Origin of the sequence: Tritonibacter scottomollicae, assembly GCF_003003215.1 — a bacterium.
In the GTDB taxonomy this organism is placed as follows: Bacteria; Pseudomonadota; Alphaproteobacteria; order Rhodobacterales; family Rhodobacteraceae; genus Epibacterium; species Epibacterium scottomollicae.
Map to the genome: position 1 here is coordinate 41,295 of NZ_PVUF01000008.1, position 24,140 is coordinate 65,434.

Consider the following 24,140-nt stretch of genomic DNA (forward strand, 5'->3'; position numbering starts at 1 on the left):
CCATGCGCAGGCACTAGGGGTGGAGGAGGTCTCGGCACCAGAATTGCAGCGGTTTGCGCGTTTCGGCGGGCTGATCCACGTCTTTCCAGGCAAATTGCGCCACCACGCCGGGCAGGGGGGTATAGCCACGTTTGCGCCAGAACGGGTCCAGCGGGGCATAGCCATCGGGGCGCAGCGGATGATCCTGTGGTCGCTGCACTGCGCAGAATGCCGATTTTGCGAACCCCAATGCGCGGGCGTGCGCCTCGCGGGTGTCAAAGAACCCGTGCCCCGCACCCTGACCGCGATAGGCGGGCAGCAGAACTGATTCTGCGCAGTAGAACACCTCTGCCAGATCCAGCCCGCTGCCCGCAAAGGCATCGGCGAAATCCTCCGCGTGATCCGCAAGCGGCGTGCCGGTGGCCGCGCCTACCAGTCGATCACCGTCATAGGCCCCAACGACGATCGCGCCTTTGCTGTCGCGGTAGCTTTGCAGGTAGTCCCGCTCATACGCCAAATCACCGTCATAGAGGTAGGGCCAGGCGCGAAACACCTCGATCCGCAGACGCGCAACATCCTCCAGCGCCGCCGCCAGTGCCGCGCCGGTCAGGGCAGTGATCCGCAGGGGCATCAGGCCGAGACCTGTTTGATCCAGTCAGAGAGGCTGTAATAGGTGGTGACCCGGGTAATCAGCCCGTCGCGCAGCTCGAAGAACGACCCGGCAGGCAGCTTGTAGCGCTGCTGATGCGCCTCCGGCAGGCCGTCGTCCTTGGCCAGATAGGTGCCGTTCACGGTGTATTCCGCCGCCGCGCGCCCTTCGTCAGCTGTCGCGAAGATCACCATATTGGTCAGCTCTTCCTTGTAGCAGCGGCTCATATGGGCGCAGAACTCGGCGAATTTTTCTTTGCCGATCCGGATGCCGCCCTCGTTCACGTGATGCGCCACATCATCGGCGAGGCAGGCGAGCATGCCATCGGTGTCGTCTGCGTTAAACGCGGCGAAGTAGCGGGCGATGGTGTCGGTCATTCAAGTCTCCGTTGGGTGTCCCCAGCGTGCTATCAGTCGCTCGAGGATCTGGTCTCGGGTTTGCCTGTAGCTTTCTAACTTGGCCTGCCGCGACTCGCCGAGCCCAGTTGGGTCCATAATCGGCCAATAATCGACATCGAGGTGATAAAATCGGGTCAGTTCCAGCGCCCGGCGCTGGCTGGCGGGCGACAGCGCGATCACCAGATCATAGGAGGAGATGTCGTCGCCCCATTGCACCATCTCGTCGAAGGAGCGGGAGCGGTGGCGCGACAGCTCCACGTCGATCTCCTTGCAGACGCTGATGCAGAAACCGTCGATCTCCAGATCGTTCTTCACGCCCGCCGACTGCACATAGGTGCCGGTGCCATAAAGTTTCTTCATGATCCCTTCGGCCATCGGGGATCGCACCGCATTGTGGTCACAGCAGAACAAGATGGACTGCGGCAGCTCCGTCACGCATCAGCCTCCGAAATGCAGGACGCAGATCAGCGTGAAGAGCCGGCGGGCGGTGTCGGTGTCCACCCCGGCCTTGCCCTCCAGCCGTTCCTGCAGGACGCGGCTGCCTTCGTTGTGGATGCCGCGGCGGGCCATGTCGATGGTCTCGATCTGGCTCGGGGGCAGGGTTTTTACCGCGTTGAAGTAGCTTTCGCAGATCTGGTAGTAGTCCTTGACCACCTGTCGGAAGGGCGACAGCGACAGGTGAAACTCGGCCGCCTTGTCGCCGGCCTCGGTCTGGATGTCGAACACCAGACGTTTTTCGCGGATCGACAGAGACAGGCGGTAGGGCCCATCCGGAGCGCCGGTTTGCGGCAACTCAAAGCTGTTATCCTCGATCAGGTCGAACACGGCCACCTTGCGCTCCTGCTCGATCTCCGGTGTCGGAGGTGGCAGGTTGCGGTCGTCAAGTTCAATATGGCTGATCCGGCTCATCGCTCTGGTCCCAGTTCTGTCTCTCTCAAAGACGTAGCTGATCCTTTGCGCGCACACAATCAGCCGCTGCACCTGACCCTGCGCAATCACTGCGGCAGTGTAGCGTTATGGTGTCGTTAAATGGGGTGGCAGGGGCGCAAAATCAGACTGGTGCAGACCTGCGTCAATCCTCTGTTAACCCTGTGTGGACTTTAATGAACCTGTGCCCGAAGCTTCGGCGTCCGGGTCAGCAAGAAGCTCAGCTTCGCGGAGGGCAGCCCGCTAAGCTGAGCTTTAGCTGTTTTGTATCAGGTATTCAGCGCATCCAGACGCGCCAGAACCGACAGGCCGTGCGCCTCGAGGCTCTCGCTTTTTGCCAGGGTGGCAGCGGCGGGGCCGATGGCGCGCAGGGCCTCCGGTGTCATCTGGCTGAGGGTGGTGCGCTTGATGAAATCCATCACCGACAGGCCGGAGGAGAATCGGGCCGAGCGCGCCGTGGGCAGAACGTGGTTGGGGCCGCCGACATAATCGCCGATCGCCTCGGGAGTATATTGCCCCATGAAGATGGCGCCTGCGTGGATGGTTTGTTCGCTCAACGCCACCGGGTCGGCGACGCAGAGTTCCAGGTGCTCCGGGGCGATCCGGTTCGACAGGGCCGCGGCCTCGTCCAGATCCCGCACCACGATGACTGCGCCAAAGTCGCGCCAGCTGATGCCCGCAATGGCGCGCCGCTCCAGCGTTTCCAGCCGCGCGTCGACCGCTGCGGCCACCGCCTTGCCAAACTCCGCATCATCGGTGACCAGGATCGATTGGGCGCTTTCGTCATGCTCCGCCTGGCTCAGCAGGTCGAGGGCGATCCAGTCGGGGTTGTTGTCCTTGTCGGCGATCACCAGGATTTCCGACGGACCCGCGATCATGTCGATGCCGACCTTGCCGAACACCCGCCGCTTGGCCGCTGCGACAAAGGCGTTGCCGGGGCCGGTGATCTTATCCACCGGCGCGACGGTTTCGGTGCCATAGGCCAGCGCGGCGATCGCCTGCGCGCCGCCGAGGCGGTAGATCTCGTCAACGCCGGAAATGCGGCAGGCCAGCAGCACCAGCGGATTGATCTGCCCGTCCGGGGTCGGCACAGTCACCGCGAGGCGCTCGACCCCCGCAACCTTGGCCGGCACCGCGTTCATCAGCACCGAGGACGGGTAGCTGGCAAGACCACCGGGCACATATAGCCCCGCCGCAGAGACCGCCGACCAGCGCCAGCCCAGCGTGGCACCGCTGGCATCGGTCCAGGTCTTGTTCTCGGGCATCTGTTCGGCGTGATAGGCGCGGATGCGCTCGGCCGCGAGTTCCAGCGCCGCGCGGTCTTCATCACTGACACCAGCGATGGCCGCATCGACCTCCTCGGCGCTGATGCGCAGGGCCGAGGCCTCGGTCAGGGGCAGCCGGTCGAATTTCGCCGTCAGTTCCAGCAGCGCGGCATCGCCACGGTCGCGCACATCGGCGATGATCCCGGCGACGATTGCATCCACATCCGGGCTGTCCTCGCGTTTCGCACCGAGCAATGCGGCAAAGGACTGTTCGAATGTGCTGTCCGTTGTATCAAGGAACACAGGCATTGCGGCCTCCTTCAAGGTTTGGCCCTGCTTAAACCGCAGCCCGTCAGGCCTCAAGCCACTCTGTCAATCACCGTGCTGCGGCACATGGCCCGAGGGGGCGCGATAGGGGCGGGTGACGTCCTTCAGCGTGACGTCCAGCGCCTCGACCGAAAGCCGGATTGCGCCATCGCCAGCGAGCGTCAGCAGCAGATGGCCAGCGCCATCCTCGCCCGGCTCGAAAGTGACTGACAGCAGCGACAGGATCACGTTCTTGTCGCTCCGGTCGATCCCCTGCGAAGCGATGCCAAGCACATTGTCCACCACCATCACCGATTGCACCCGCTCATAGGCGCGGCCACGCCGTTCGGCGGCGGGGCGGTCTTCCCAGCGAAAGCGGTTCATCAGGATGGCAAAGCGGCGCGCCGAAGCGCGCCAGCTCATCTCGGTCACCGGGAACACCGCGTCCTGCACCAGCGAGGAGATCACCTCCAAGTCCGCCGCCTCATAGGCACCGAGGTTCAGCGGGCGTTCGCGGCCATCTTCAAAGCTTGCATCCGACATCAGTTTTCCTTGATGCGTTCAACCTTCGCCCCAACGGCGGAGAGTTTGCGCACCACATGTTCATACCCGCGATCAAGGTGGTAGACCCGGCTGACGCGGGTTTCACCTTCGGCCGCAAGCCCGGCGAGGATCAGCGAAACCGAGGCCCGCAGGTCGGTGGCCATCACCGGCGCGCCCTTCAGGCGTTCGACGCCGGTCACCTTGGCCGTGCCGCCTTGCACGTCGATCTGCGCCCCCATGCGCATCAGCTCGGGGGCATGCATGAAGCGGTTCTCGAATATCTTCTCTTCCAGCGTCGCCACGCCCTCGGCGGTGCACATCAGCGCCATCATCTGTGCCTGCAGGTCGGTGGGGAAGCCCGGGAAGGGCTCGGTGACCACATCCACCGCCTTCACGCGGCCGGATTTATGCACCACCTTCAAACCCTTGTCTGTTTCACTGACCTCAACACCGGCGGCTTCCAGCGTCTGGCAGAAGGCCTCCAGCAGGTTGCGGCGTCCGCCGAGCAGCTCGACCTCGCCGCCGCAGATCGCAGGCGCCAGCATATAGGTGCCCAGCTCGATCCGGTCGGTGACCACCGGGTGCGTCGCGCCGTGCAGCCGGTCGACGCCCTGGATGGTGATCGTCTCGGTGCCGTCGCCGTCGATCTGCGCGCCCATCGCCCGCAGGCAGTCGGCGAGATCGATGATTTCCGGCTCGCGGGCGGCGTTTTTCAGCACCGTGGTGCCCTTGGCCAATGTCGCCGCCAGAAGGGCGTTTTCGGTTGCACCAACGGAAACGATGGGGAACTCGAAGGTGCCGCCGGTCAGGCGCCCGCCAGGGGCCTTGGCGTGCACGTAGCCGTCGCGCAGCTCCATCTCCGCCCCCAGCGCTTCGAGCGCCTTCAGGTGCAGGTCCACCGGGCGCGCGCCGATCGCGCAGCCGCCGGGCAGCGACACCACGGCGTGGCCGTCGCGTGCCAGCATCGGCCCCAGCACGAGGATCGAGGCGCGCATCTTGCGCACGATGTCATAATGGGCGGTGTGATTGTCGAGCCCATGGCTCGACATCGCAAGAACCTGACCGTCCTGCAGTGCCGAGACCTCGGCCCCCAGCGATTGCAGCAGCGCGGTCATGGTGCGGATGTCGCTGAGCCGCGGCGCGTTGGTCAGCGTCAGCGGTTCTTCGCTCAACAAGGTCGCGGGCATCAGTGTCAGGCAGGCGTTTTTCGCCCCGGCGATCGGAATCTCTCCGTGCAGCGGGCCGTTGCCTGTAACCAAAATCGAATCCATCTGCTCTATCCTTTAGCGTCGCGCGAAGCGTCGTCTTTTTGTGTGGTCCGGGCCTTGGCTTGCGCCTTTCGCCGGGCCATGTTTGCCTTCAGGGCCGCTTTCAGGCGGTCCTCGCGAGAGGCCTCGGACCGGTTGCCGGAAGGTTTGTTTTTCTCTGCCATATAGCCTGTCTAACTTAGTCAAAAAAAACCGTCCAGATGGACTTGCATCCCTCAGCGAATATGCATAGAAGCCCCCTCACGGCGCTGCTGTAGCTCAGAGGTAGAGCACTCCCTTGGTAAGGGAGAGGTCGAGAGTTCGATTCTCTCCAGCAGCACCATGGAAATCCCCCAAATCAAATCAATGACTTGCTCCTCTGCCTTGAGCGTCGTCACTTGTCGCTTTGGTGTTTGCTGCGCGCTACTTGTCGTGCGGTGCTCGCGGCCAGAATCGCCGTCGTTCGCAGCTTGTGATCGCGCTGCGGGTCACGGCACTAAGCCGTCCGATTCTGCCCCGTAGCGGTCTCGGGCGGGCGAGCGTCCCGCCTTGCCGCAGGTCGTTGTCGTTGCTACCTCTGACGTAACACACCTACAGGAGCGAGACATGACCCAGCCGGATATCGACGCCCAGACGCAATTGGAACTGGAAGCCGCTGCCTTCCGTCGCCTGCGCAAGCATCTGATGGAAGATCGGACCGATGCGCAGAATATCGACATGATGAACCTTGCGGGGTTCTGCCGCAATTGCCTCAGCCGCTGGTATCAGGAAGCGGCAAACGAGAGGGGCATCGAGATGGGTAAGGAGGATGCGCGCGAGATCTTCTACGGCATGACCATGGCGGAGTGGAAAGCCAACTATCAGACCGATGCCTGCGCGCAGACGCAGGATGCGTTCAAGCAGGCTTTTGCAGAAAACGTCGGCACCGATAAGGGCTGAGCGGGCCCGTGTTCCTGCGCTGGCGCGGGCAGGGACGCAGGCCACCGTTGTTCTGGACTGGGAGGCACAGCATAGCCCGCCCCCTGCTGCGCCCGGCGCGGCCAAGGGGCAGCGCGCCAAAAGGCTTCCCTCAAACAGCTATCTTGCGCGGCGTCAGCTTTGGGAATGTAGGATCAGTGACAGCAAAAAAAGGCCGCCCCCAAGGGAGCGGCCTTTTGAATAATTGCGTCACGTCTCGCGGTGTTCAGACCGCCACCTTGACGCTTTCTTCAATGTAAATCTCGCGCAGGCGCTTGGCGATCGGGCCTGGCGTGCCGTCCCCCAGCGCGACACCGTCGATCTCCACGACCGGCATCACAAAGGCAGAGGCCGAGGTGGTAAACGCCTCGTCGGCTTCTTTTGCCTCGTCGATGGTGAATAGGCGTTCTTCGACCTTCAACTGCGCCTCTTCGGCCATGCGCAGCACCGCCTTGCGGGTGATGCCGTGCAGGATGTCATTGGACAGCGGGCGCGTGACGATCACGCCATCCTTGACGAAATAGGCGTTGTTCGAGGTGCCCTCGGTCACATGGCCATCCTCGATCATCCAGGCATCATCTGCGCCGGCTTTCTTCGCCATCATTTTGCCCATGGAGGGGTACAACAGCTGCACGGTCTTGATGTCGCGACGGCCCCAGCGGATGTCCTCGATCGAGATGATCTTGGCGCCCTTCTTGGCCGCCGGGCTATCGGCCAGACCGGGTTTGTTTTGCGTAAACAACACGATGGTCGGCTTGGTGTCGGCGGAGGGGAACACAAAATCCCGGTCCCCGTCCGAGCCGCGCGTGACCTGCAAATAGACCAGCCCCTCGTCGATACCATTCAGCTCCACCAGCTTGCGGTGGATCTCCAGCAGCTCGTCCTTGGTGCAGGGCTCGGCCATCTCCAGCTCATCCAGCGACCGCTTCAGGCGCACCGCGTGGCCCTCAAAATCAATGAGCTTGCCGCCCAGCACCGAGGTCACCTCATAGACCGCATCCGCCATCAGAAAGCCGCGATCAAAGATAGAGACCTTGGCCTCGGTTTCCGGCAGGTAGTCGCCGTTTACATATACGGTACGGGTCATGGTCGTCTCCTTAGCCCCAGAGCGCAGGCCGAGGGGGGTGCACCCCGTCGGCGTCAAAAGTCAGCGGTTCGGGGCGGTCTTCGGCCAGAAGCAGCGGCCCGTCAAGATCCGTCACCAACGCACCCTGCGCCACCAGCGTCGCGGGCGCCATCGCAAGCGACGATCCCACCATGCAGCCGACCATCACCTGATAGCCCTCGGCCAGCGCCGCATCGCGCAATTTCAAGGCTTCTGTCAGGCCGCCGGTCTTGTCCAGTTTGATGTTCACAACATCATATTTGCCCTTGAGTTTCGGCAGGCTGGCGCAGTCATGCGCGCTCTCATCGGCGCAGACCGGCACCGGACGTTCCATCCCGATCAGGGCCTCATCTTCACCTGCGGGCAGGGGTTGTTCCACCAGCTCCACCCCAAGGCGCAGCAGGTGCGGTGCAAGCTCGGCGTAAACCTCGGCCGACCAGCCCTCATTGGCGTCAATGATGATCCGCGCCTCGGGCGCGCCCGCGCGCACCGCTTCAAGGCGGGGCATATCCTCTGGCGTGCCAAGCTTGATCTTCAACAGCGGACGATGGGCATTCTCTGCGGCCTGTTTCTGCATCTCTTCAGGAGAGGCCAGCGACAGCGTATAGGCAGTGATCTCTGGCCCCGGCTGATCCAGCCCAGCCAATTCCCAGACCGGCTTTCCGGCCTTTTTGGCCTCCAGATCCCACAGGGCACAATCCACCGCATTGCGCGCGGCCCCTGCAGGCAGCAGCCTCTGCAACTCCGCGCGCGTAAACGCTTCAGGCAGCGCTTCGATCTCTGCCGTTACCGACTCCAGCGTCTCGTCATAGCGCGCATAGGGCACACATTCGCCCCAGCCCACATGATCTCCATCCTCAACCCGAACCGTCAGCACCTTGGCCTCGGTGCGCGATCCGCGCGAGATGGTGAACACCTGCGCCAGTTTGAACACATCGGGGGTGACAGTGATTTTCATGGCTCTCCCTTCGGGCAGCGCCGCCACCCCTTCTTCATCTTTTCAAAAATACCTCCGCCGGAGGCTCCTGCGAGATCCGCAGACGCCCCCGGCAAAGATGTTCAATCAGACCGCAGCCAGCGCGTCCACCAGACGACCGGCACCGTGGCGATAGGGATCCACCGCAGGCAGGCCCATGCGGCCCTCAACTTCCTTCAGATACGCCACCGCTTCCTCCTCACCCAGATGCTGGGTGTTCACGGAAATGCCGACAATCTTGCAGTCCTTGTTGGCCCGTTGCGCCAGCGGCAGGGCCACATCGCGCAGTTCCTCCAGCGAGGGCACATCATAATCGGGCAGACCGCGCATATGAGTGCGGGTCGGCTCGTGACACAGGATCAACGCGTCGGGCTGGCCGCCATGCACCAGCGCCATGGTCACACCGGAATAGGACACGTGGAACAACGATCCCTGACCCTCGATGAGATCCCAGTGGTCGTCATCATTGTCGGGGGTGAGATACTCGATGGAACCCGCCATAAAGTCAGCGATCACCGCATCCAAAGGCACACCGTCACCGGTGATCAGAATGCCGGTCTGTCCGGTGGCGCGGAAGGTGGATTTGATACCGCGCGCCTGCATCTCTGCGTCCATTGCCAGTGCGGTGTACATCTTGCCCACGGAACAATCGGTACCCACAGCGAGGCACCGCTTGCCGCGACGCTTGACGCCATCGGCGATCGGATACTGCACTGAAGGCACCCGCACATCATGCAGGGTGCGCCCCGTCGCTTCGGCCACGGCGGCCAGATCCGGCTCGTCGCGCAAGAGGTTGTGCAGCCCGGAGGCAAGGTCAAAGCCCTCTTCCAGCGCCTGCACCAACACTTTTTTCCATTCCTGACTGATCTTGCCGCCCCGGTTGGCAACACCGATCACCAGCGTTTTGGCACCAGCGGCTTTGGCTTCTTCAAGGGTCATCTCGGTGAGGCCGAGGTTTGCACCGCAGCCGGGCAGGCTGATCTGGCCAACCGCATGGTCAGGGCGCCAGTCGCGGATGCCAATGGCAACTTTGGCGGCCAGCATGTCGGGCGCATCGCCGAGGAACAGGAGATAAGGGGTCTCGATCATATCCAGCGTCCTTTTTTGGAATTCGTCAGAGTTCAAGGTAGCTTGCGGCAATCGCGCTGCAACTTCCTGTCTAATTTGCCAGTGCAGCAGGCCTTCGAGGCGAATTCTTCGAGCAATAGGTCTATTCTTCGAAGATACTCCCACCCTACGCCAGAATACGCGTGAGATGACGCGGATCGCGAAGAAAGACTATGCAAGTGCGGCATCATTGAGATGCTGCAACTGCAAATAAGACTTGCCATTGCGTGAGTAACGAAATACCAAAACATGAACCCATTTTGGAATTTATGAACCCGGAGAGACCAGAGATGAGCTTTCGCCTTCAGCCCACGCCCCCGGCCCGCCCCAACCGCTGCCAGCTGTTCGGTCCCGGCTCCAACACGAAACTCTTTGCCAAAATGGCCGCCTCTGCGGCGGATGTGATCAACCTCGATCTCGAGGATTCCGTGGCCCCCTCGGACAAGGATCAGGCCCGCGCCAATGTGATCGAGGCGATCAATACGATCGACTGGGGCCGCAAGACCCTGAGCGTGCGCATCAACGGGCTGGATACGCCCTATTGGTACCGCGACGTCGTGGACCTGCTGGAGCAGGCGGGCGCGCGGCTTGATCAGATCATGATCCCCAAGGTGGGCTGCGCCGAGGATGTCTATGCGGTGGACGCGCTGGTGACGGCGATCGAGCGTGCCAAGGGCCGTCAAAAGCCGATCAGCTTTGAGGTCATTATCGAATCTGCCGCAGGTATCGCCCATGTCGAGGCCATCGCCGCCAGCAGCCCGCGCCTGCAGGCCATGAGCCTTGGCGCGGCGGATTTTGCCGCCTCCATGGGGATGCAGACCACTGGCATCGGTGGCACGCAGGAAAACTATTATATGCTCCGCGAAGGCACCAAACATTGGTCCGATCCGTGGCACTGGGCGCAAGCCGCCATTGTCGCCGCCTGTCGCACCCATGGTGTGTTGCCGGTGGATGGCCCCTTTGGCGATTTCTCCGATGACGAGGGCTATATCGCGCAGGCCAAACGCTCCGCGACGCTGGGCATGGTCGGCAAATGGGCGATCCACCCCAAACAGATCGCCCTGGCCAATCAGGTTTTCACCCCGTCAGAAGAGGCCGTCGCCGAGGCGCGCGACATCCTCGCCGCCATGGAAGAGGCCAAAGCCAGCGGTGCGGGCGCAACCGTCTACAAGGGTCGTTTGGTCGACATCGCCTCGATCAAACAGGCCGAAGTCATCGTGGCGCAGTCCGAACTTATCGCCAAAAGCGGCTGAAGCGCGGCGACTGCGCTGTCGCTACCACGTCGAGCGGACAACGTCCCGGCGCGCGAGGCAGAGCCTTTCTTCCTCGCGCGCTCTTCCCGCACCGGGCGTGATTGTCCACATCTCACAGTCCAAACCCCGCATCTGACCGCAGCGCGCAACGGGTGCCTGCCGGGTCGTGGAACTCTGCAGTGGTGCCCCAGCTGTAGTGGTGCAGCGTGACCTTCACACCACGCCGCCGCAGCTCTTCACAGCGGGCGACCACGTCAGCCACGTTAAAGCGTAGTTTGAGCGGCAGCCCGCTCTCACGCGGACCTGCGGCCTCTTCCGGTTCGATCATCAGGTAGGATCCCTCCAGGTCAAAGGTGCTCAGGGTCTCTCCCGGACGGTCTATGCTGTGGAGCAATGTCAGCCCCAAGACTTCACCGTAGAAAACGATGCAGGCCTCATAGTGGGGGGTGAACAGAATGATACCCGCTTGTGTGAAGTCCATGTCGATCGTTCTCCTGCATGAGGGCGTTGCGGGGATCTTGCGGCCTCAAGTGGGGTTGAGCTCAAGCGTTTATTGCAGCCCAGACAATGCGCGCACTGTGAGGTTTCGAGATGGGTGGGAGGGGAGCGCTCCCGCCCCTTTGCGGATCAGGGCAAACCTGACCCAAAAGCGTTGGGCCAAGCCGGGGCCGCGCCGAAGGCGCGGCCCCGGCCCTGCGGCGTCGCGCGCAGCGCGGCGCAAGCCCTCCAGACCGGCCTTGTCGGCAGCAGAACAACCGGCGGTCCCAGTGAAGGGGCGCCGTGTCAGTGATGCTGTGTGTGAGATCCTCGGATTGGCTGGGGATCTGATATGTCAGGACGATAAGGGGCGGCGCCGCCAGATCGGAGATGGACGGGTGTATCCACCCGCGCGCTAAACGTTGTCTCTGCACGCCTCCCGTCAGGGAGAGCCGGTTCCTAGGTGACCGGGATGTCAGGCCCGGTCGATGATCGCGATCACCTGAGATCCTAGCGAGAGATCAAGAACATTTCGCTGAGGCGGCGTGCGCCGGGTATGCAACGCGCATGGTGCTCGTTGCGCCCGGATCAGGCGCGCTGATCCTTGGGCGATCCCATCACAACGTAGGTCGTGATCGCGGTCACAAAGGGCGAGGTGCCGAGGATTTCGGTGTGGAACTGTTTGTAGCTCTTGAGGTCGGCGCATTCGACGCGCAGCAGATACTCGATTGTGCCGGTGATATTGTGGCACTCCACCACCTCCGGCGCATTGCGCATTGCGCGTTCAAAGGCCTCCTGTGCCTCCTTGGTGTGCTCGCCCAGGCCCACACCAATATAGGTGACAAACCCCACGCCCATGGCCTGCGGGTCAAGCACTGCGCGGTAGCCCGTGATGACCCCATCGCGTTCCAGCTCCTGCACGCGGCGCAGGCAGGCGGAGGGCGACAGGCCCACACGCTCCGCCAGCTCCAGGTTCGAGAGGCGTCCGTCGCTGGTGAGTTCACGCAATATGTGCTGGTTTATTCGGTCTGATTTCGCCATTTGTTGTGTAAATACGCGATAACGGTGCAAGTTTGCAATTTCATTTGCACGGTCTCGCGGCAAGGTATTGCGCATGATGACCTATGACCTTGTTGCCGCACTTGCGCTCTTCGCCTTTGTCTCCTCGATCACACCGGGGCCGAACAATCTGATGCTGATGGCGTCCGGTGCCAATTTCGGCTTTCGCCGCACCATCCCGCATATGCTGGGGGTGGCGCTGGGGTTCGTGTTCATGGTGCTGTTGGTGGGGGCAGGGCTGGTGCAGGTCTTTGACGCCTATCCGGTGAGCTACACGGTGCTGAAGGTCGGCTCCGTTATCTATCTGCTCTATCTGGCGTGGAAGATCGCCAACGCAGGGGCGGCCAAGACCGGGGCGGACGGTGATGTGGGCACCCCCATGACCTTCCTGCAGGCGGCGGCCTTCCAGTGGGTCAATCCAAAGGCCTGGGCGATGGCCCTGACGGCGATCAGCGCCTACACGCCGGATCATACGCTCTGGGCGATCCTGCTTGTTGGTGTGATCTTTGGAGCGATCAACTTGCCTTCGGTGGGGTCCTGGACGGTGCTGGGCCAGCAAATGGCGCGGTTTCTGACCAGCCCGCGACGGTTGATGGCCTTCAACTGGACCATGGCCGTGCTGCTGGTGGGCTCGCTCTATCCGGTGATCTGGCCGCATTGATCCCCTGCGGACCCAGAAACGTACATCGGGTTGTGGCGCGCAAAACCCCCATCCAGGGGCCTTTGCGCGCCCTTTTTCGGCGGGGCCGAAAACGGCTGGCGCTCTATTTCAGCGGCAGCACGATTTCGGTGAGGAGGTCTTCGGGGGCGGTGCTGCGCGGATCGTTCAGATAAATCTCATAGCAGGGTTCATCCGCCGGGGTTTCGCCGGATTGCGGAAGCCAGCCGCCAAACAGGCTGTCATAGGCCGCTGAAAGCCCGACATATGGCCCCTTGAAGGTGAGGATGGCAGACTTGCCACCGGGTAAGTCAAACGGCTCCAGACCCTCGGGGGTGGTGTCGGCGCGATACTCAGCCCCGGCGTAGCTGCGCAGTTCGGCATCCGGCACCGCGCCGGGCATGTCGAGATAGACGCCGATGACGGGGCCAAGATCGGGCCAGAGATTGCGGGCGGTGGCCAGGGCCGAGAACTGTTCGAATGCCCGGCCAATTTCGGGGTAGGGCCCGCGATGGGGGATCGTGACGAGGTGGCGCGCAGGTTCGCTGCGCAGGGTAACATCATACATAAAAAGCTCCTTTGGATCGCGAAGCGCGGCAGGGGGCAGGTGCAGCCCGGCCGTGCGAAAGGCCCCCGGCGCCTGGCCGTAGGCTGCGGTGAAGGCCCGCGAGAAGGAATAGCGGTTGGGATAGCCCACGGTGGCAGCGATGTCCTCGATGGAGGTCTGCGACGTCACCAGCGCCACGGCGGCGCGGTGCAGCCGGATGCGGCGCACCGATTGGCCGCAGGTCTCGCCGGTGAGGGCGCGAAACACCCGGTGCCAGTGAAACCGAGACATGGCCGCCACATCGGCCAGCTGATCAAGGCTGAGGTCGCCCGCCGGATTGTTGTGGATGTAGTCCAGCACCCGCCGGATGCGATCCTCGTAGTCTGTGGCCATGCGCCTGTCCTTCTCTGTGGTGCCATCACCGTGATGCCAGAGAGCCGCGTGACAAATCTTGCTGAGTTTGCCCCTGCGGCCGCAGCGGCATGCATTTCAGCAGCCAGGCGGGCGGCGGTGGTCTGCCTCCTCCGTCGCGCAAAGCGCTGGATGTGACACGGAGAGTTGCATCGGACGCAGGGTAAGTCCATATAACGGATAAACCGTGACAGTAGAGACAGTATGACCCAGTATCTGGAATTCGAAAAACCCCTGGCCGAAATCGAAGGCAAGGCGGAAGAGCTGCGTGCGATGGCGCGCACCAACGAAGAAATGGATGTGGATGACGAAGCCGCCGCGCTGGACAAGAAAGCCGCGCAGCTGCTGACGGATCTCTACTCGGATCTGACCGCATGGCGCAAATGCCAGGTGGCACGTCACCCGGAGCGCCCGCATTGCAAGGACTATGTGGAAAAGCTCTTCACCGAGTACACGCCGCTGGCCGGCGACCGGAATTTTGCCGATGACCTTGCGGTCATGGGCGGGCTTGCGCGCTTTAACGACCAGCCGGTTGTGGTGATTGGGCACGAGAAGGGCTCTGACACCAAATCGCGCATCACCCATAACTTTGGCATGGCGCGCCCCGAAGGCTATCGCAAGGCGGTGCGGCTGATGGAGATGGCTGGCCGCTTTGGCCTGCCGGTGATCACTTTGGTGGACACCACCGGGGCCTATCCGGGCAAGGGCGCGGAAGAGCGCGGCCAGTCCGAGGCGATTGCACGCTCGACACAGATGAGCCTCAAGATTGGCGTGCCGGTGATTTCGGTGATCATCGGTGAGGGTGGCTCTGGTGGCGCCGTGGCCTTTGCCACTGCCAACCGCGTCGCGATGCTGGAGCATTCGGTCTATTCCGTGATCTCGCCGGAGGGCTGTGCCTCGATCCTGTGGAAGGATGCGGAGAAAATGCGCGAGGCCGCGGAAGCGCTGCGCCTGACCGCGCAGCACCTGAAGACGCTCGAAGTGGTTGACCGCGTGATCCCGGAGCCGCTGGGCGGCGCGCACCGCGATCCCGAGGCCAGCTATCGCGCCGTCGGGGCAGCCATCACCGAGATGCTGGCTGAGATGAAAGACATGGATGCCAAGGCGCTGATCTCGGATCGCCGCCAGAAATTCCTCGATATCGGATCCAAGGGGCTGGCAGCCTAGGCAGCGACCTCCGGAAAAAGATCCCGAAGCCCTCGCCGAATGGTGGGGGCTTTTTTGCTGTCATGGGGTGGCATGGGGCGCGGATCTGGCCCGAAGCCCTGTTGCCGGAGTGATGCAGGGTGAAATAAGGTGTGCCTGTCACAGGTCCTTAACCGCCCTGTCATCATTTGGTGGCGAAGCTGGAGAACAGTTGCGGCACAGCGTGATCTGAGCCATAAGACCAATAAATATGTTTGCGATAACATGAGCCACTGCGCTGGTCTGTCCGCCAGTGGCCCTGCCGCGCGAACTGATATGAGACACCGCCGTTTTGAACACGGACAGCCGGAGGATAGAGATCCCATGAAACGCACGCGCAACGTCAAGATCGTGGCCACACTCGGCCCTGCGTCCGAGACCTACGAGACCATTCGTGCGCTGCATGAAGCGGGCGCGGATGTATTCCGCCTCAATATGTCTCACGGCAGCCACGAAGAAATCGCCTCCAAACACAAGATTATCCGCCAGGTGGAGGCCGATCTGGACTCGACCATCGCGATTTTGGCCGACCTGCAGGGGCCGAAACTGCGCGTTGGCGTGTTTGCCAGCGGCTCGGAAGAACTGGAAGAAGGGGCGAAATTCCGTCTCGACCTGGATCCGGCCGAGGGGGATATCAACCGCGTGTGCCTGCCACATCCGGAAATTTTCCAGGCGCTGCAAGCCGGGGCTTCGTTGCTGGTGAACGACGGCAAAATTCGCCTCAAGGTCGAAGACTGCGGTGAGGATTTCGCCAACTGCGTGGTCACTACGGGTGGCACGATCTCCAACCGCAAGGGCGTGAACGTGCCGGATGTGATCCTGCCGCTGGCTGCCTTGTCGGAGAAGGATCGGGCGGATCTGGAATTTGTCTGTTCGCTGGGCGTTGACTGGCTGGCGTTGTCCTTCGTGCAACGCGCAAAGGATGTCTTCGAGGCCCGCACCCTGGCAGATGGCCGCGCGGCGATTCTGTCGAAGATCGAAAAACCGGCTGCGGTCGACAATTTTGTCGAGATTCTGGACGCGTCTGACGGGATCATGGTTGCCCGTGGCGATCTGGGTGTCGAACTGCCGGTGTCGCATGTGCCGCCGATCCAGAAGCGCCTGGTGCGCAAGAGCCGTGCCGCCGCAAAGCCGGTGATCGTGGCAACACAGATGCTGGAAAGCATGATCGAGAGCCCGATGCCGACCCGCGCCGAGGTCTCTGACGTGGCCACCGCGATCTATGAAGGCACGGATGCCATCATGCTGAGTGCGGAATCCGCGGCCGGTCAGTATCCGATCGAGGCGGTGCAGACGATGGACAAGGTGGCCACCGAGGTGGAGCAGGATCCGACCTATCGCGAGATCATTGCTGCCTCTCGCACATCGAAGGGCGACACCATCGCGGATGGCATCGTGGCTGCGGCTCGCGAGATCGCGGAAAAAACCGAGATCAAGGCGATCTGCTGTTTCACCCAGTCCGGGACCACTGCACTGCTGACTGCGCGGGAGCGGCCCTATGTGCCGATTCTTGCGTTGACGCCGCTGGCCAACACCGCCCGCCGTCTTTGCCTCAGCTGGGGGTGTAACTGCGTCATCACCGCCAAGGTCGACCGGTTCAAGGGGGCTGTGGTGTCCGCCGCGCGGGCGGCGCGGTCGGGCGGGTTCGCGGGTGAAACCGATCAGGTGGTTGTGACCGCCGGTGTGCCTTTCAACGTGCCGGGCACCACCAACATCCTGCGGATCGCGCCCTGTGATGAACGCCTGATTTACAACACCGACCCGGAATAATAGGCTACCCTTCGTGTAGTGAAGGGTGCTGGTAGATATGGATGCGGATGCAGTTCTGGTGATTGGGCTGGTTCTTGCCTGGCTTGGAGTGCCCGCGGCCGTTTCCGCATATGCGCATCGCCGCAGCCCTGTGATGGCTGTGGCGTTGTTGCTTTCAGGGGGCGGGTGTGTCGCCTGGGCGGCATTGACCCACCCCGATGGATATAGGCTTACGGATGTGCCGGATGTGTTTTTCCGGGTCATCGGCCAACTTCTCTGACCGAATCTGCTTGCCCTTTCGGGCGAGCTGCCGTAACAGGCACCCCTGTTCGCGCGACCGGCCAAAGTGGCATGCCGAGTCGCGTGTGTAGCGAACCTACTTAAAAGGAGACGGAAATGCCCAAGATGAAGACAAAGTCGAGCGCCAAGAAGCGCTTCAAAGTGACCGCGACCGGCAAGGTCCTGGCCGCGCAGGCCGGCAAGCAGCACGGCATGATCAAGCGCAGCAACAAGTTCATTCGCGACGCGCGTGGAACCTCCACTCTGTCCGCACCGGACGCAAAGACCGTCAAGGGCTACATGCCCTACGACCGCTAAGAGGAGTTCTGAGATATGTCCCGCGTTAAAGGTGGTACCGTCACTCACGCCCGTCACAAGAAGGTTATCAAGGCAGCCAAAGGTTATTATGGCCGCCGCAAGAATACCTTCAAGGTCGCCCGTCAGGCCGTCGACAAGGCAAATCAATACGCAACCCGCGACCGTAAGAACCGCAAGCGCAATTTCCGCGCACTGTGGATCCAGCGGATCAACGCGGCTGTGCGCAGCCACGACGAGGCACTGACCTACTCCCGCTTCATCAACGGCCTGACCCTGGCCGGTATCGAAGTGGACCGGAAGGTTCTCGCAGACCTCGCCGTGCACGAGCCCGAAGCATTCGGTGCAATCGTGCGTCAGGCACAGGACGCGCTGGCCGCCTGATTTCAGGTTGAGCTGAGCTGATTTAGACCCGCCGGAGCGATCCGGCGGGTTTTTCTATGCGCGGTGCGGATGTGATCGGGGGAGCAGCGGTGAGCCGTTCGTGGCTTGTCTCCGCAGGCCTATTCGGGTTGGGAGGCGCCACGGCGCTTGAACAGGCCGATCAGGGCGAGGCCGCCAATCGGCCAGAGGGACCAGAGCGCCCCTTGCCAGCTGAACAGGTTCACACAGAACAGAAATGCAGCGATGGTCCACATTTTCAGAGGCACGCCCAGAAACTCTGACCGGCCCACAATCCTGTGCCCCTCGCGCAGGGCAATTACCGCAAACAGGGCCAGCATTGGCCAATGTGCCCAGATGCCGCGACCGGTGATCAGGTCGAGCACAAACAGCCCCGCGGCCACCATGCCCAGGCCACGGCTTGTGCCATCCAGCGGCAGGCGCCGTCCGCACAGTTTGTCGAGGCCGCGCAGGGGGGCGGCCTGCGCTGAGCTTTGGTCTGGGCTGTCGGGCTCTGCGAAATCACGTTTGGGCGCACCGGAAAAGGGATCCGGTTCCTGCCAGACCTGCGCGGTGCGGCTGTGGCGTGGCGCGCCGAGCGAGATGCGATAGACGGGAATGTCTTCGGTCAGATTGCGCGGACGGCGGTCGCCGAGATACTCAAAGCCGATGGTGAGTTTGTTTTTGACGTGGTCGTAGACCTGCTGTGTGATCAAAACGCCGCCGGGCTCTGCCATGGTTTGCAGGCGGGCGGCGAGGTTGACGCCTTCGCCAATCAGGTCGTCACCGTCGCAGATCACATCACCGAGGTTGACGCCGATACGGAACGACAGGGCGCTGTCCTTGGCGGCCAGTTCCTGCTGCACCTCGATGGCGCATTGCACCGCCTCGACCACCGAGGGGAAATCCGCGATCAGCCCGTCGCCGGCGGTATTGGCCACCCGGCCGCCATGACGCTCGATCAGTTTGAAGAACACATCCCTTGCGGCCTGCAGCTCGGTAAAGGTGCCAACCTCATCCGCTGTCATGGCCGTGCTGAACTGTTCTGCATCCGCAGCGAGAATCGTCGTCAGCTTTCGGGTGATCCGGTCACGCATCAGGTTGGGCCTAGGATAAGGAGTCGCCTTAAAGTGGGCCTTCGAGGGCTGGCTTGCAAGAGGCATGGATTGCTCTTGTTGACGCAGGGTGACATCAGGCCACAGCGATCTACCGGTCGATACAGGCGCGTCCCTGTGACCGGGAGGACAGGGCAGGGGCCTTGTGGAGGCTACGGGCGGCGCAGGTGCTTGCTTTCGACGCCTCGTATGGTAGCAGGACATCAAAGCGAGACGTGAGGGGCCGTCATGGACGATCTTAAAGAAAAATACCTCGGCCAGATCGCCGAAGCCGCAGATGAAAACGCGCTGGAGGCCGTGCGCCTTGCGGCTGTCGGCAAGAAGGGCGAAGTGGCCCTGAAGATGCGCGAGCTGGGCAAGATGACGCCGGAGGAACGCCAGGTGGCGGGCCCGGCGCTGAACGCGCTGAAAGACGAGATCAACTCGGCGCTGGCCGCCAAGAAGGCCGCCTTGGGCGATGCGGCGCTGGATGAGCGTCTGCGCTCCGAATGGCTCGATGTGACGCTGCCGACGCGCCCGCGCGGCCCGGGCTCGATCCACCCGATCTCGCAGGCCTCCGAAGAGCTGACCGCGATCTTTGCCGAAATGGGCTTTTCTGTTGCCGAAGGGCCGCGGGTGGACACCGACTGGTACAACTTCGACGCGCTGAACATCCCCGGCCACCACCCCGCCCGTGCCGAGATGGACACCTTCTACATGCACCGCGCCGAGGGCGATGATCGCCCGCCGCATGTGCTGCGCACCCACACCAGCCCGGTGCAGATCCGTTCGATGGAGAAGATGGGCGCGCCGCTGCGCATCATCTGTCCGGGCGGCGTCTATCGCGCCGACTACGACCAGACCCACACGCCGATGTTCCATCAGGTTGAGGGGCTTGCGCTGGATGAGAACATCTCGATGGCCAACCTCAAGTGGGTGCTGGAGGAGTTCGTCAAAAGCTTCTTCGAGGTGGAGAGCGTCGATCTGCGCTTCCGCGCCTCGCATTTCCCCTTCACCGAGCCGTCGGCCGAAGTCGACATTCGCTGCAGCTGGGACAATGGCCAGCTGAAGATCGGCGAGGGCGACGACTGGATGGAGATCCTCGGCTCCGGCATGGTGCACCCGAAGGTGATTGCCGCCGGTGGCATCGACCCCGACAAATATCAGGGCTTTGCCTTTGGCATCGGCATCGACCGTCTGGCGATGCTGAAATACGGCATCCCCGACCTGCGCGCCTTCTTCGACAGCGACCTGCGCTGGTTGCGCCACTACGGCTTCAGCTGCCTTGACGTGCCGACGCTGCACGGGGGCCTGAGCCGCTAAAGGCTGAGTTCGGCTTACATTGCATTTCTGAACAACCCGCCTTTTGCAGGCGGGTTTTCTATTTGGGCTGATCGGGTGGCTTGGCGCATTCGCGAGGGGCTATTGTTGCCGTCGACCAATATCAGATCGCTTGCAATCATCTCCTGCGTCGCTAGCTTCCGCACCGGACCCCAAAAGCCGGAGAACACACATGCTCTTTGACCGCGACCACCAACATGGCGGCCTTGCCAAACGCCGCCGCTATGCCCGGTTCGAGATCGCCTATACGCTGGCGGATTTCGGCGCCGCCTTCAGCTTTGTGATCGGCTCCATCTTCTTTTTCTCCGAGCGGCTGATGACGGCAGGCACCTGGCTGTTCCTCATCGGCTCGATCCTCTTTGCTGCCAAGCCCAGCATCCGCCTGATCCGGGAGATCAAGCTCGCGGCCATGGGCGAGGATGAGGAGCTCGCGGAGCGCTATGAGCGATAAGCCTCCCACAAACATGTGAGATGACAGGCGCGCTGCGATGGCTAGGCTCCGGATTATGCTGCGTCTTGTTCTCTGTGCTCTCGCCCTGCTGTTTCTTGCGCTGCCGCTGCACGCCGGGATTGCTGCCGAGCGCTGTCGTCTTGATGTGCCCTGCACGCTGGGTGAGCGCTCTTATCACGTCATGGAGCCCGACGGTTGGGATGGCGAGACGCCGCTGGTGGTGCTGATGCATTTTCACGGCTGGGCGCGCACCGGGGTGCATGCGCAAAATAGCGACCGGATCGGTGCCTCCACCCGGCGGCGGAGCGTGTTGCTGGTCACCCCGAACGGGCGGCGCAAAACCTGGGATTTCTGGCGCGCGGGCAGCGAAGATGTGGGCTTTGGCGATCAGGTACTGGCGGATGTCCTGGCGCGCTATCCGGTGGATGCGCAGCAGATCTATGTCTCTGGGTATTCCTATGGGGCGGCGATGGCTTGGCGCTATGCCTGCGAGAGCGGCAATGACCTTGCGGCGCTGCTTGCGGTCGCAGGCAGTATCGACCAGCGCGAGACCTGCGCCGAAGCGCCGCCGGTGGTGCGCCATGTGCATGGGCTGTCCGATACGGTGATGGATTTCCCAATGGGGCCGGGCGGTGACACCACCTATCCGGTGGCGCTTTGGCGGGCGCGGCTGGGCTGTGCTGCCGGGCTGGGGCAGGGCCATTGGCAGGTGCGCAGCTTCCTCACCTTTACGCGTACCAGTTGGGACTGCGCCAAGGGGGCGGTGACGCTGGACCTGCATCCGGGCGGGCATTTTGTGCCGCATGGCTGGATCGGTCGGCAGCTGGACGAGCTGATGGGGCGTGCCCCGTCCTACCCCTGAGGGCTGTCGCGATGGTGGGCAGGAGCCGCCTGTCGGCGGGCTAGCCGCTTGCGCGCGGCGGCAATCGCGCCGCAGTTGCCGGTCATGGTCCCGCTCCGGTGCGCCAAGGCTTGAACCCGGGGGCAATCTTTGTCATTGCCATGGGCAAACCTGATGACTTTGCCAAAGGGCGCTGACCGATGAAATTCACTCTCTCCTGGCTCAAGGACCACCTCGACACCGACGCAAGCGTTGAGGAGATCACCGAGACCCTGACCGACCTCGGGCTGGAGGTCGAGGAGGTCGTGAACCCCGCCGACGCCCTCAAGGCCTTTACCCTGGCCAAGGTGGTGGGCGCCGAGCAGCATCCGGATGCGGACCGTCTGCGCGTCTGCCGGGTGATGACCGACGAAGGCGAAAAGCAGATCGTCTGCGGCGCGCCCAACGCGCGCGAAGGCATCACCGTGGTGCTGTGCAAGCCGGGCGATTATGTGCCGGGGCTGGATTTCACCCTCTCCGTGGGCAAAATCCGCGGTGTTGAGAGCCATGGCATGATGGCATCGTGGAAAGAGCTGATGCTGGGCGAAGATCACGACGGCATCGTCGAACTGCCCTCGGGTGAGGTTGGCGAGCGGCTGGTGGACTGGCTGGCGGAGAATGACGCCGCCAAGGTCGACCCGATGATCGAGATCGCGATCACCCCGAACCGCCCCGACGCGCTGGGTGTGTTCGGCATTGCCCGTGACCTTGCGGCGCGCGGTCTGGGCACGCTGAAGACCCGCGATTACATGCCTGTTGAGGGGCAGTACGACAGCCCGATCAAGGTCTCCATTGATGACGATACCCTGGATGGTTGCCCGCTGTTCACGGGCCGCATGATCCGTGGCGTTCAGAACGGCCCCTCGCCGAAATGGCTGCAGGATCGGCTGAATGCCATCGGCCTGCGTCCGATCTCGGCGCTGGTGGATATCACCAACTTCTTCACCTTCGACCAGAACCGGCCCCTGCACGTTTTTGATGCGGCAAAGGTCACCGGCAACCTGCGCATCCATCGGGCCGAGGGCGGCGAGGAGCTGCTGGCACTGGACGAGAAAACCTACACGATGCAGCCGGGCCAGATGGTCATCTCTGATGACAATGGTGCCGAGAGCATTGCGGGCATCATGGGCGGCGAAGAAACCGGCTGCACCGAGGAGACCGTGGATGTCTTCCTTGAAAGCGCGTTCTGGGATCACGTTCAGATCGCCACCACTGGCCGTGCGCTGAAGGTCAATTCCGATGCGCGCTACCGCTTCGAGCGTGGCGTCGACCCGGAGTACACCTACGAGGGGCTGGAGCGCGCAACGCAGATGATCCTCGATCTCTGCGGTGGCGAGCCGTCGAATGTGGTCGCTGCAGGCGATGTGCCGGATCATTCCCGCAGCTACCGGCTGAACGCCGAACGCGTGCAGTCGCTGGTGGGCATGGATATTCCCGAAAGCGAGCAGCGCCAGACCCTGACCCGGCTTGGTTTTCGCCTTGAGGGCAATATGGCACATGTGCCGAGCTGGCGCCCCGATGTGCAGGGCGAGGCGGATCTGGTCGAAGAAGTCGCCCGCATTGCTTCGCTGACCAAGCTGGAGGGCAAGCCGCTGCCGCGTCTGACCGCAGGCATCCCGGCGCCGGTGATGACGCCGCAGCAGCGCCGCCTGCAGATGGCGCGCCGCACGGCGGCCTCGCTCGGCTACAACGAGGTGGTGAGCTATACCTTCATCGACAAGGCCGCAGCGGGTCTGTTTGGCGGCGGCACCGACGCCACCATGCTGGCCAACCCGATCTCCTCGGAGATGTCGCATCTGCGCCCGGACCTGCTGCCCGGTCTGTTGCAGGCGGCAGCGCGCAATCAGGCGCGCGGGTTTGCCGATGTATCGCTGTTCGAGGTCGGACCTGCCTTCACCGGTGGCGAGCCGGGCGAGGAGCGTATCCAGATCGCGGGCCTGCTGGTGAACCGCAACGGGCCGAAGGACGTGCATGGCGCGTCGCGCAACTGGGACGTCTATGATGCCAAGGCCGATGCCGAGGTGGTGCTGGCCGCGATCGGCGCACCGGCCAAGGTGCAGGTCCTGCGCAAGGGCGAGGCCTGGTGGCATCCGGGCCGTCATGGTCGCATCTGTCTGGGGCCGAAGAAAACGCTGGGCGTCTTTGGCGAACTGCACCCCAAGGTACTGGCCGAACTGGGCATCAAGGGCACTGCCGTGGCCTTCACCATCTATCCGGACGAGATTCCGCTGCCGCGCAAATCCAGCGCCAGCCGCAGCGCGCTGGCGATCAGCGATCTGCAGGCGGTGGAGCGGGACTTTGCCTTTGTGGTGGATGCGGATGTGGAGGCACTGACGCTGGTCAATGCCGCTGCCGGTGCCGACAAGGTGCTGATCAACGATGTGCGGGTCTTTGACGAGTTCATCGGCGGCGCGTTGGGCGAGGGCAAGAAATCGCTGGCTATCGCGGTGCGGCTGCAGCCCACGGATAAGACCCTGACCGAAAAGGACATCGAGGCGGTGAGCGAGAAGATCGTCACCAAGGTGACCAAGGCCACCGGCGGCACCCTGCGCGGTTGATCGCGCGCTTGCACGTCTAAATATATTGAAGCAACGCGCCCTG

The 24,140-nt window shown here is 62.8% G+C and carries 26 protein-coding genes and 1 tRNA gene; 13 read left to right on the plus strand and 14 right to left on the minus strand.

All coding sequences use genetic code 11. The features are described from left to right. Positions 1 to 13 precede the first annotated feature (13 nt). The 7 genes from CLV89_RS13330 to murA all read right to left on the minus strand — a co-directional run bounded on the left by CLV89_RS13330 (position 14) and on the right by murA (position 5,338). A complete protein-coding gene (locus tag CLV89_RS13330; protein ID WP_106164160.1) occupies positions 14 to 610 on the minus strand; it encodes a GNAT family N-acetyltransferase in 597 nt (198 codons plus the stop codon). Beyond that, positions 610 to 1,005 (minus strand): ketosteroid isomerase-related protein, encoded by a 396-nt coding sequence (locus CLV89_RS13335; RefSeq protein ID WP_106164161.1) that lies wholly within the window; start codon positions 1,003 to 1,005, stop codon positions 610 to 612. The genes CLV89_RS13330 and CLV89_RS13335 overlap by 1 nt, the downstream gene beginning before the upstream one ends. Next, entirely contained in the window at positions 1,006 to 1,461 is a 456-nt protein-coding gene (locus CLV89_RS13340) for an arsenate-mycothiol transferase ArsC (RefSeq protein WP_106164162.1), read from the minus strand. Between the two features lie 3 nt (positions 1,462 to 1,464). After that, positions 1,465 to 1,935 carry a UPF0262 family protein gene (locus tag CLV89_RS13345; RefSeq protein WP_106164163.1) on the minus strand — a complete coding sequence of 157 codons (471 nt, stop codon included), beginning with the start codon at positions 1,933 to 1,935 and terminating at the stop codon, positions 1,465 to 1,467. Positions 1,936 to 2,222: 287 nt separating this feature from the next. Beyond that, complete coding sequence (gene hisD, locus CLV89_RS13350) at positions 2,223 to 3,527, minus strand: histidinol dehydrogenase (RefSeq protein WP_106164164.1); 1,305 nt, start codon at positions 3,525 to 3,527, stop codon at positions 2,223 to 2,225. A 63-nt stretch (positions 3,528 to 3,590) separates the two neighbouring features. Next, positions 3,591 to 4,067, minus strand: coding sequence for a DUF2948 family protein (locus CLV89_RS13355; RefSeq protein ID WP_106164165.1), 477 nt, complete (start codon positions 4,065 to 4,067; stop codon positions 3,591 to 3,593). Continuing rightward, a complete protein-coding gene (gene murA / locus CLV89_RS13360; RefSeq protein WP_106164166.1) occupies positions 4,067 to 5,338 on the minus strand; it encodes a UDP-N-acetylglucosamine 1-carboxyvinyltransferase in 1,272 nt (423 codons plus the stop codon). The genes CLV89_RS13355 and murA overlap by 1 nt, the downstream gene beginning before the upstream one ends. A 244-nt stretch (positions 5,339 to 5,582) precedes the next feature. Here murA and CLV89_RS13365 point away from each other — a divergent pair. Together CLV89_RS13365 and CLV89_RS13370 are read left to right on the plus strand one after the other, a co-directional pair. Continuing rightward, a tRNA-Thr gene (locus tag CLV89_RS13365) sits at positions 5,583 to 5,657 on the plus strand. Positions 5,658 to 5,920: 263 nt separating this feature from the next. Further along, positions 5,921 to 6,253 carry a DUF1244 domain-containing protein gene (locus tag CLV89_RS13370; RefSeq protein ID WP_243395007.1) on the plus strand — a complete coding sequence of 111 codons (333 nt, stop codon included), beginning with the start codon at positions 5,921 to 5,923 and terminating at the stop codon, positions 6,251 to 6,253. A 244-nt stretch (positions 6,254 to 6,497) separates the two neighbouring features. On the opposite strand, the gene CLV89_RS13375 is transcribed toward CLV89_RS13370, so the two are convergent. The 3 genes from CLV89_RS13375 to dgcN all read right to left on the minus strand — a co-directional run bounded on the left by CLV89_RS13375 (position 6,498) and on the right by dgcN (position 9,441). Continuing rightward, the gene (locus CLV89_RS13375; RefSeq protein WP_106164167.1) at positions 6,498 to 7,358 is read right to left on the minus strand and encodes a D-amino-acid transaminase; all 861 of its coding nucleotides are present in this window, start codon (positions 7,356 to 7,358) and stop codon (positions 6,498 to 6,500) included. A gap of 10 nt (positions 7,359 to 7,368) precedes the next feature. Continuing rightward, positions 7,369 to 8,334, minus strand: a complete 966-nt coding sequence (dgcA, locus tag CLV89_RS13380; protein ID WP_106164168.1) for an N-acetyl-D-Glu racemase DgcA — start codon at positions 8,332 to 8,334, stop codon at positions 7,369 to 7,371. 105 nt (positions 8,335 to 8,439) lie between these two features. Next, complete coding sequence (gene dgcN / locus CLV89_RS13385) at positions 8,440 to 9,441, minus strand: N-acetyltransferase DgcN (RefSeq protein ID WP_106164169.1); 1,002 nt, start codon at positions 9,439 to 9,441, stop codon at positions 8,440 to 8,442. Positions 9,442 to 9,749: 308 nt separating this feature from the next. Between dgcN and CLV89_RS13390 the strand changes: the two genes are divergently transcribed. Then, positions 9,750 to 10,712 (plus strand): L-malyl-CoA/beta-methylmalyl-CoA lyase, encoded by a 963-nt coding sequence (locus CLV89_RS13390; protein WP_106164170.1) that lies wholly within the window; start codon positions 9,750 to 9,752, stop codon positions 10,710 to 10,712. A 112-nt stretch (positions 10,713 to 10,824) separates the two neighbouring features. Here CLV89_RS13390 and CLV89_RS13395 read toward each other — a convergent pair whose 3' ends face one another. Both CLV89_RS13395 and CLV89_RS13400 read right to left on the minus strand, forming a co-directional pair. Next, positions 10,825 to 11,193, minus strand: coding sequence for a VOC family protein (locus CLV89_RS13395; RefSeq protein ID WP_106164171.1), 369 nt, complete (start codon positions 11,191 to 11,193; stop codon positions 10,825 to 10,827). A 584-nt stretch (positions 11,194 to 11,777) separates the two neighbouring features. After that, a complete protein-coding gene (locus CLV89_RS13400; RefSeq protein ID WP_106164172.1) occupies positions 11,778 to 12,230 on the minus strand; it encodes an Lrp/AsnC family transcriptional regulator in 453 nt (150 codons plus the stop codon). 76 nt (positions 12,231 to 12,306) lie between these two features. Between CLV89_RS13400 and CLV89_RS13405 the strand changes: the two genes are divergently transcribed. Further along, positions 12,307 to 12,909 carry a LysE family translocator gene (locus CLV89_RS13405; protein ID WP_106164297.1) on the plus strand — a complete coding sequence of 201 codons (603 nt, stop codon included), beginning with the start codon at positions 12,307 to 12,309 and terminating at the stop codon, positions 12,907 to 12,909. A gap of 103 nt (positions 12,910 to 13,012) precedes the next feature. Here CLV89_RS13405 and CLV89_RS13410 read toward each other — a convergent pair whose 3' ends face one another. After that, on the minus strand, positions 13,013 to 13,846 hold the full coding sequence (locus tag CLV89_RS13410; protein WP_106164173.1) for an AraC family transcriptional regulator: 834 nt from the start codon (positions 13,844 to 13,846) through the stop codon (positions 13,013 to 13,015). Between the two features lie 222 nt (positions 13,847 to 14,068). On the opposite strand from CLV89_RS13410, the gene CLV89_RS13415 reads away from it, so the two are divergent. The 5 genes from CLV89_RS13415 (at position 14,069) to rplT (ending at position 17,776) form a co-directional block, all read left to right on the plus strand. Continuing rightward, positions 14,069 to 15,031: an acetyl-CoA carboxylase carboxyltransferase subunit alpha gene (locus tag CLV89_RS13415; protein WP_106164174.1), complete on the plus strand. Its 963-nt coding sequence runs from the start codon at positions 14,069 to 14,071 to the stop codon at positions 15,029 to 15,031. Between the two features lie 342 nt (positions 15,032 to 15,373). Further along, complete coding sequence (gene pyk, locus CLV89_RS13420) at positions 15,374 to 16,819, plus strand: pyruvate kinase (protein ID WP_106164175.1); 1,446 nt, start codon at positions 15,374 to 15,376, stop codon at positions 16,817 to 16,819. 37 nt (positions 16,820 to 16,856) lie between these two features. Then, a complete protein-coding gene (locus CLV89_RS13425) occupies positions 16,857 to 17,078 on the plus strand; it encodes a hypothetical protein (protein ID WP_106164176.1) in 222 nt (73 codons plus the stop codon). A 116-nt stretch (positions 17,079 to 17,194) separates the two neighbouring features. After that, complete coding sequence (gene rpmI / locus CLV89_RS13430; protein WP_106164177.1) at positions 17,195 to 17,395, plus strand: 50S ribosomal protein L35; 201 nt, start codon at positions 17,195 to 17,197, stop codon at positions 17,393 to 17,395. Between the two features lie 15 nt (positions 17,396 to 17,410). Further along, entirely contained in the window at positions 17,411 to 17,776 is a 366-nt protein-coding gene (gene rplT, locus CLV89_RS13435) for a 50S ribosomal protein L20 (protein WP_024088794.1), read from the plus strand. Between the two features lie 119 nt (positions 17,777 to 17,895). Here the strand turns inward: rplT and CLV89_RS13440 are convergent, their stop codons facing one another. After that, positions 17,896 to 18,870 (minus strand): adenylate/guanylate cyclase domain-containing protein, encoded by a 975-nt coding sequence (locus CLV89_RS13440; protein ID WP_106164178.1) that lies wholly within the window; start codon positions 18,868 to 18,870, stop codon positions 17,896 to 17,898. Positions 18,871 to 19,116: 246 nt separating this feature from the next. Between CLV89_RS13440 and pheS the strand changes: the two genes are divergently transcribed. The 4 genes from pheS to pheT all read left to right on the plus strand — a co-directional run bounded on the left by pheS (position 19,117) and on the right by pheT (position 24,097). Further along, positions 19,117 to 20,190 carry a phenylalanine--tRNA ligase subunit alpha gene (gene pheS, locus CLV89_RS13445; protein ID WP_106164179.1) on the plus strand — a complete coding sequence of 358 codons (1,074 nt, stop codon included), beginning with the start codon at positions 19,117 to 19,119 and terminating at the stop codon, positions 20,188 to 20,190. A gap of 190 nt (positions 20,191 to 20,380) precedes the next feature. Then, on the plus strand, positions 20,381 to 20,659 hold the full coding sequence (locus CLV89_RS13450) for a YrhK family protein (RefSeq protein ID WP_106164180.1): 279 nt from the start codon (positions 20,381 to 20,383) through the stop codon (positions 20,657 to 20,659). A gap of 55 nt (positions 20,660 to 20,714) precedes the next feature. Continuing rightward, positions 20,715 to 21,521 carry a CE1 family esterase gene (locus CLV89_RS13455; RefSeq protein WP_243395008.1) on the plus strand — a complete coding sequence of 269 codons (807 nt, stop codon included), beginning with the start codon at positions 20,715 to 20,717 and terminating at the stop codon, positions 21,519 to 21,521. Between the two features lie 179 nt (positions 21,522 to 21,700). After that, entirely contained in the window at positions 21,701 to 24,097 is a 2,397-nt protein-coding gene (pheT, locus tag CLV89_RS13460; RefSeq protein ID WP_106164181.1) for a phenylalanine--tRNA ligase subunit beta, read from the plus strand. Positions 24,098 to 24,140 lie beyond the last annotated feature (43 nt).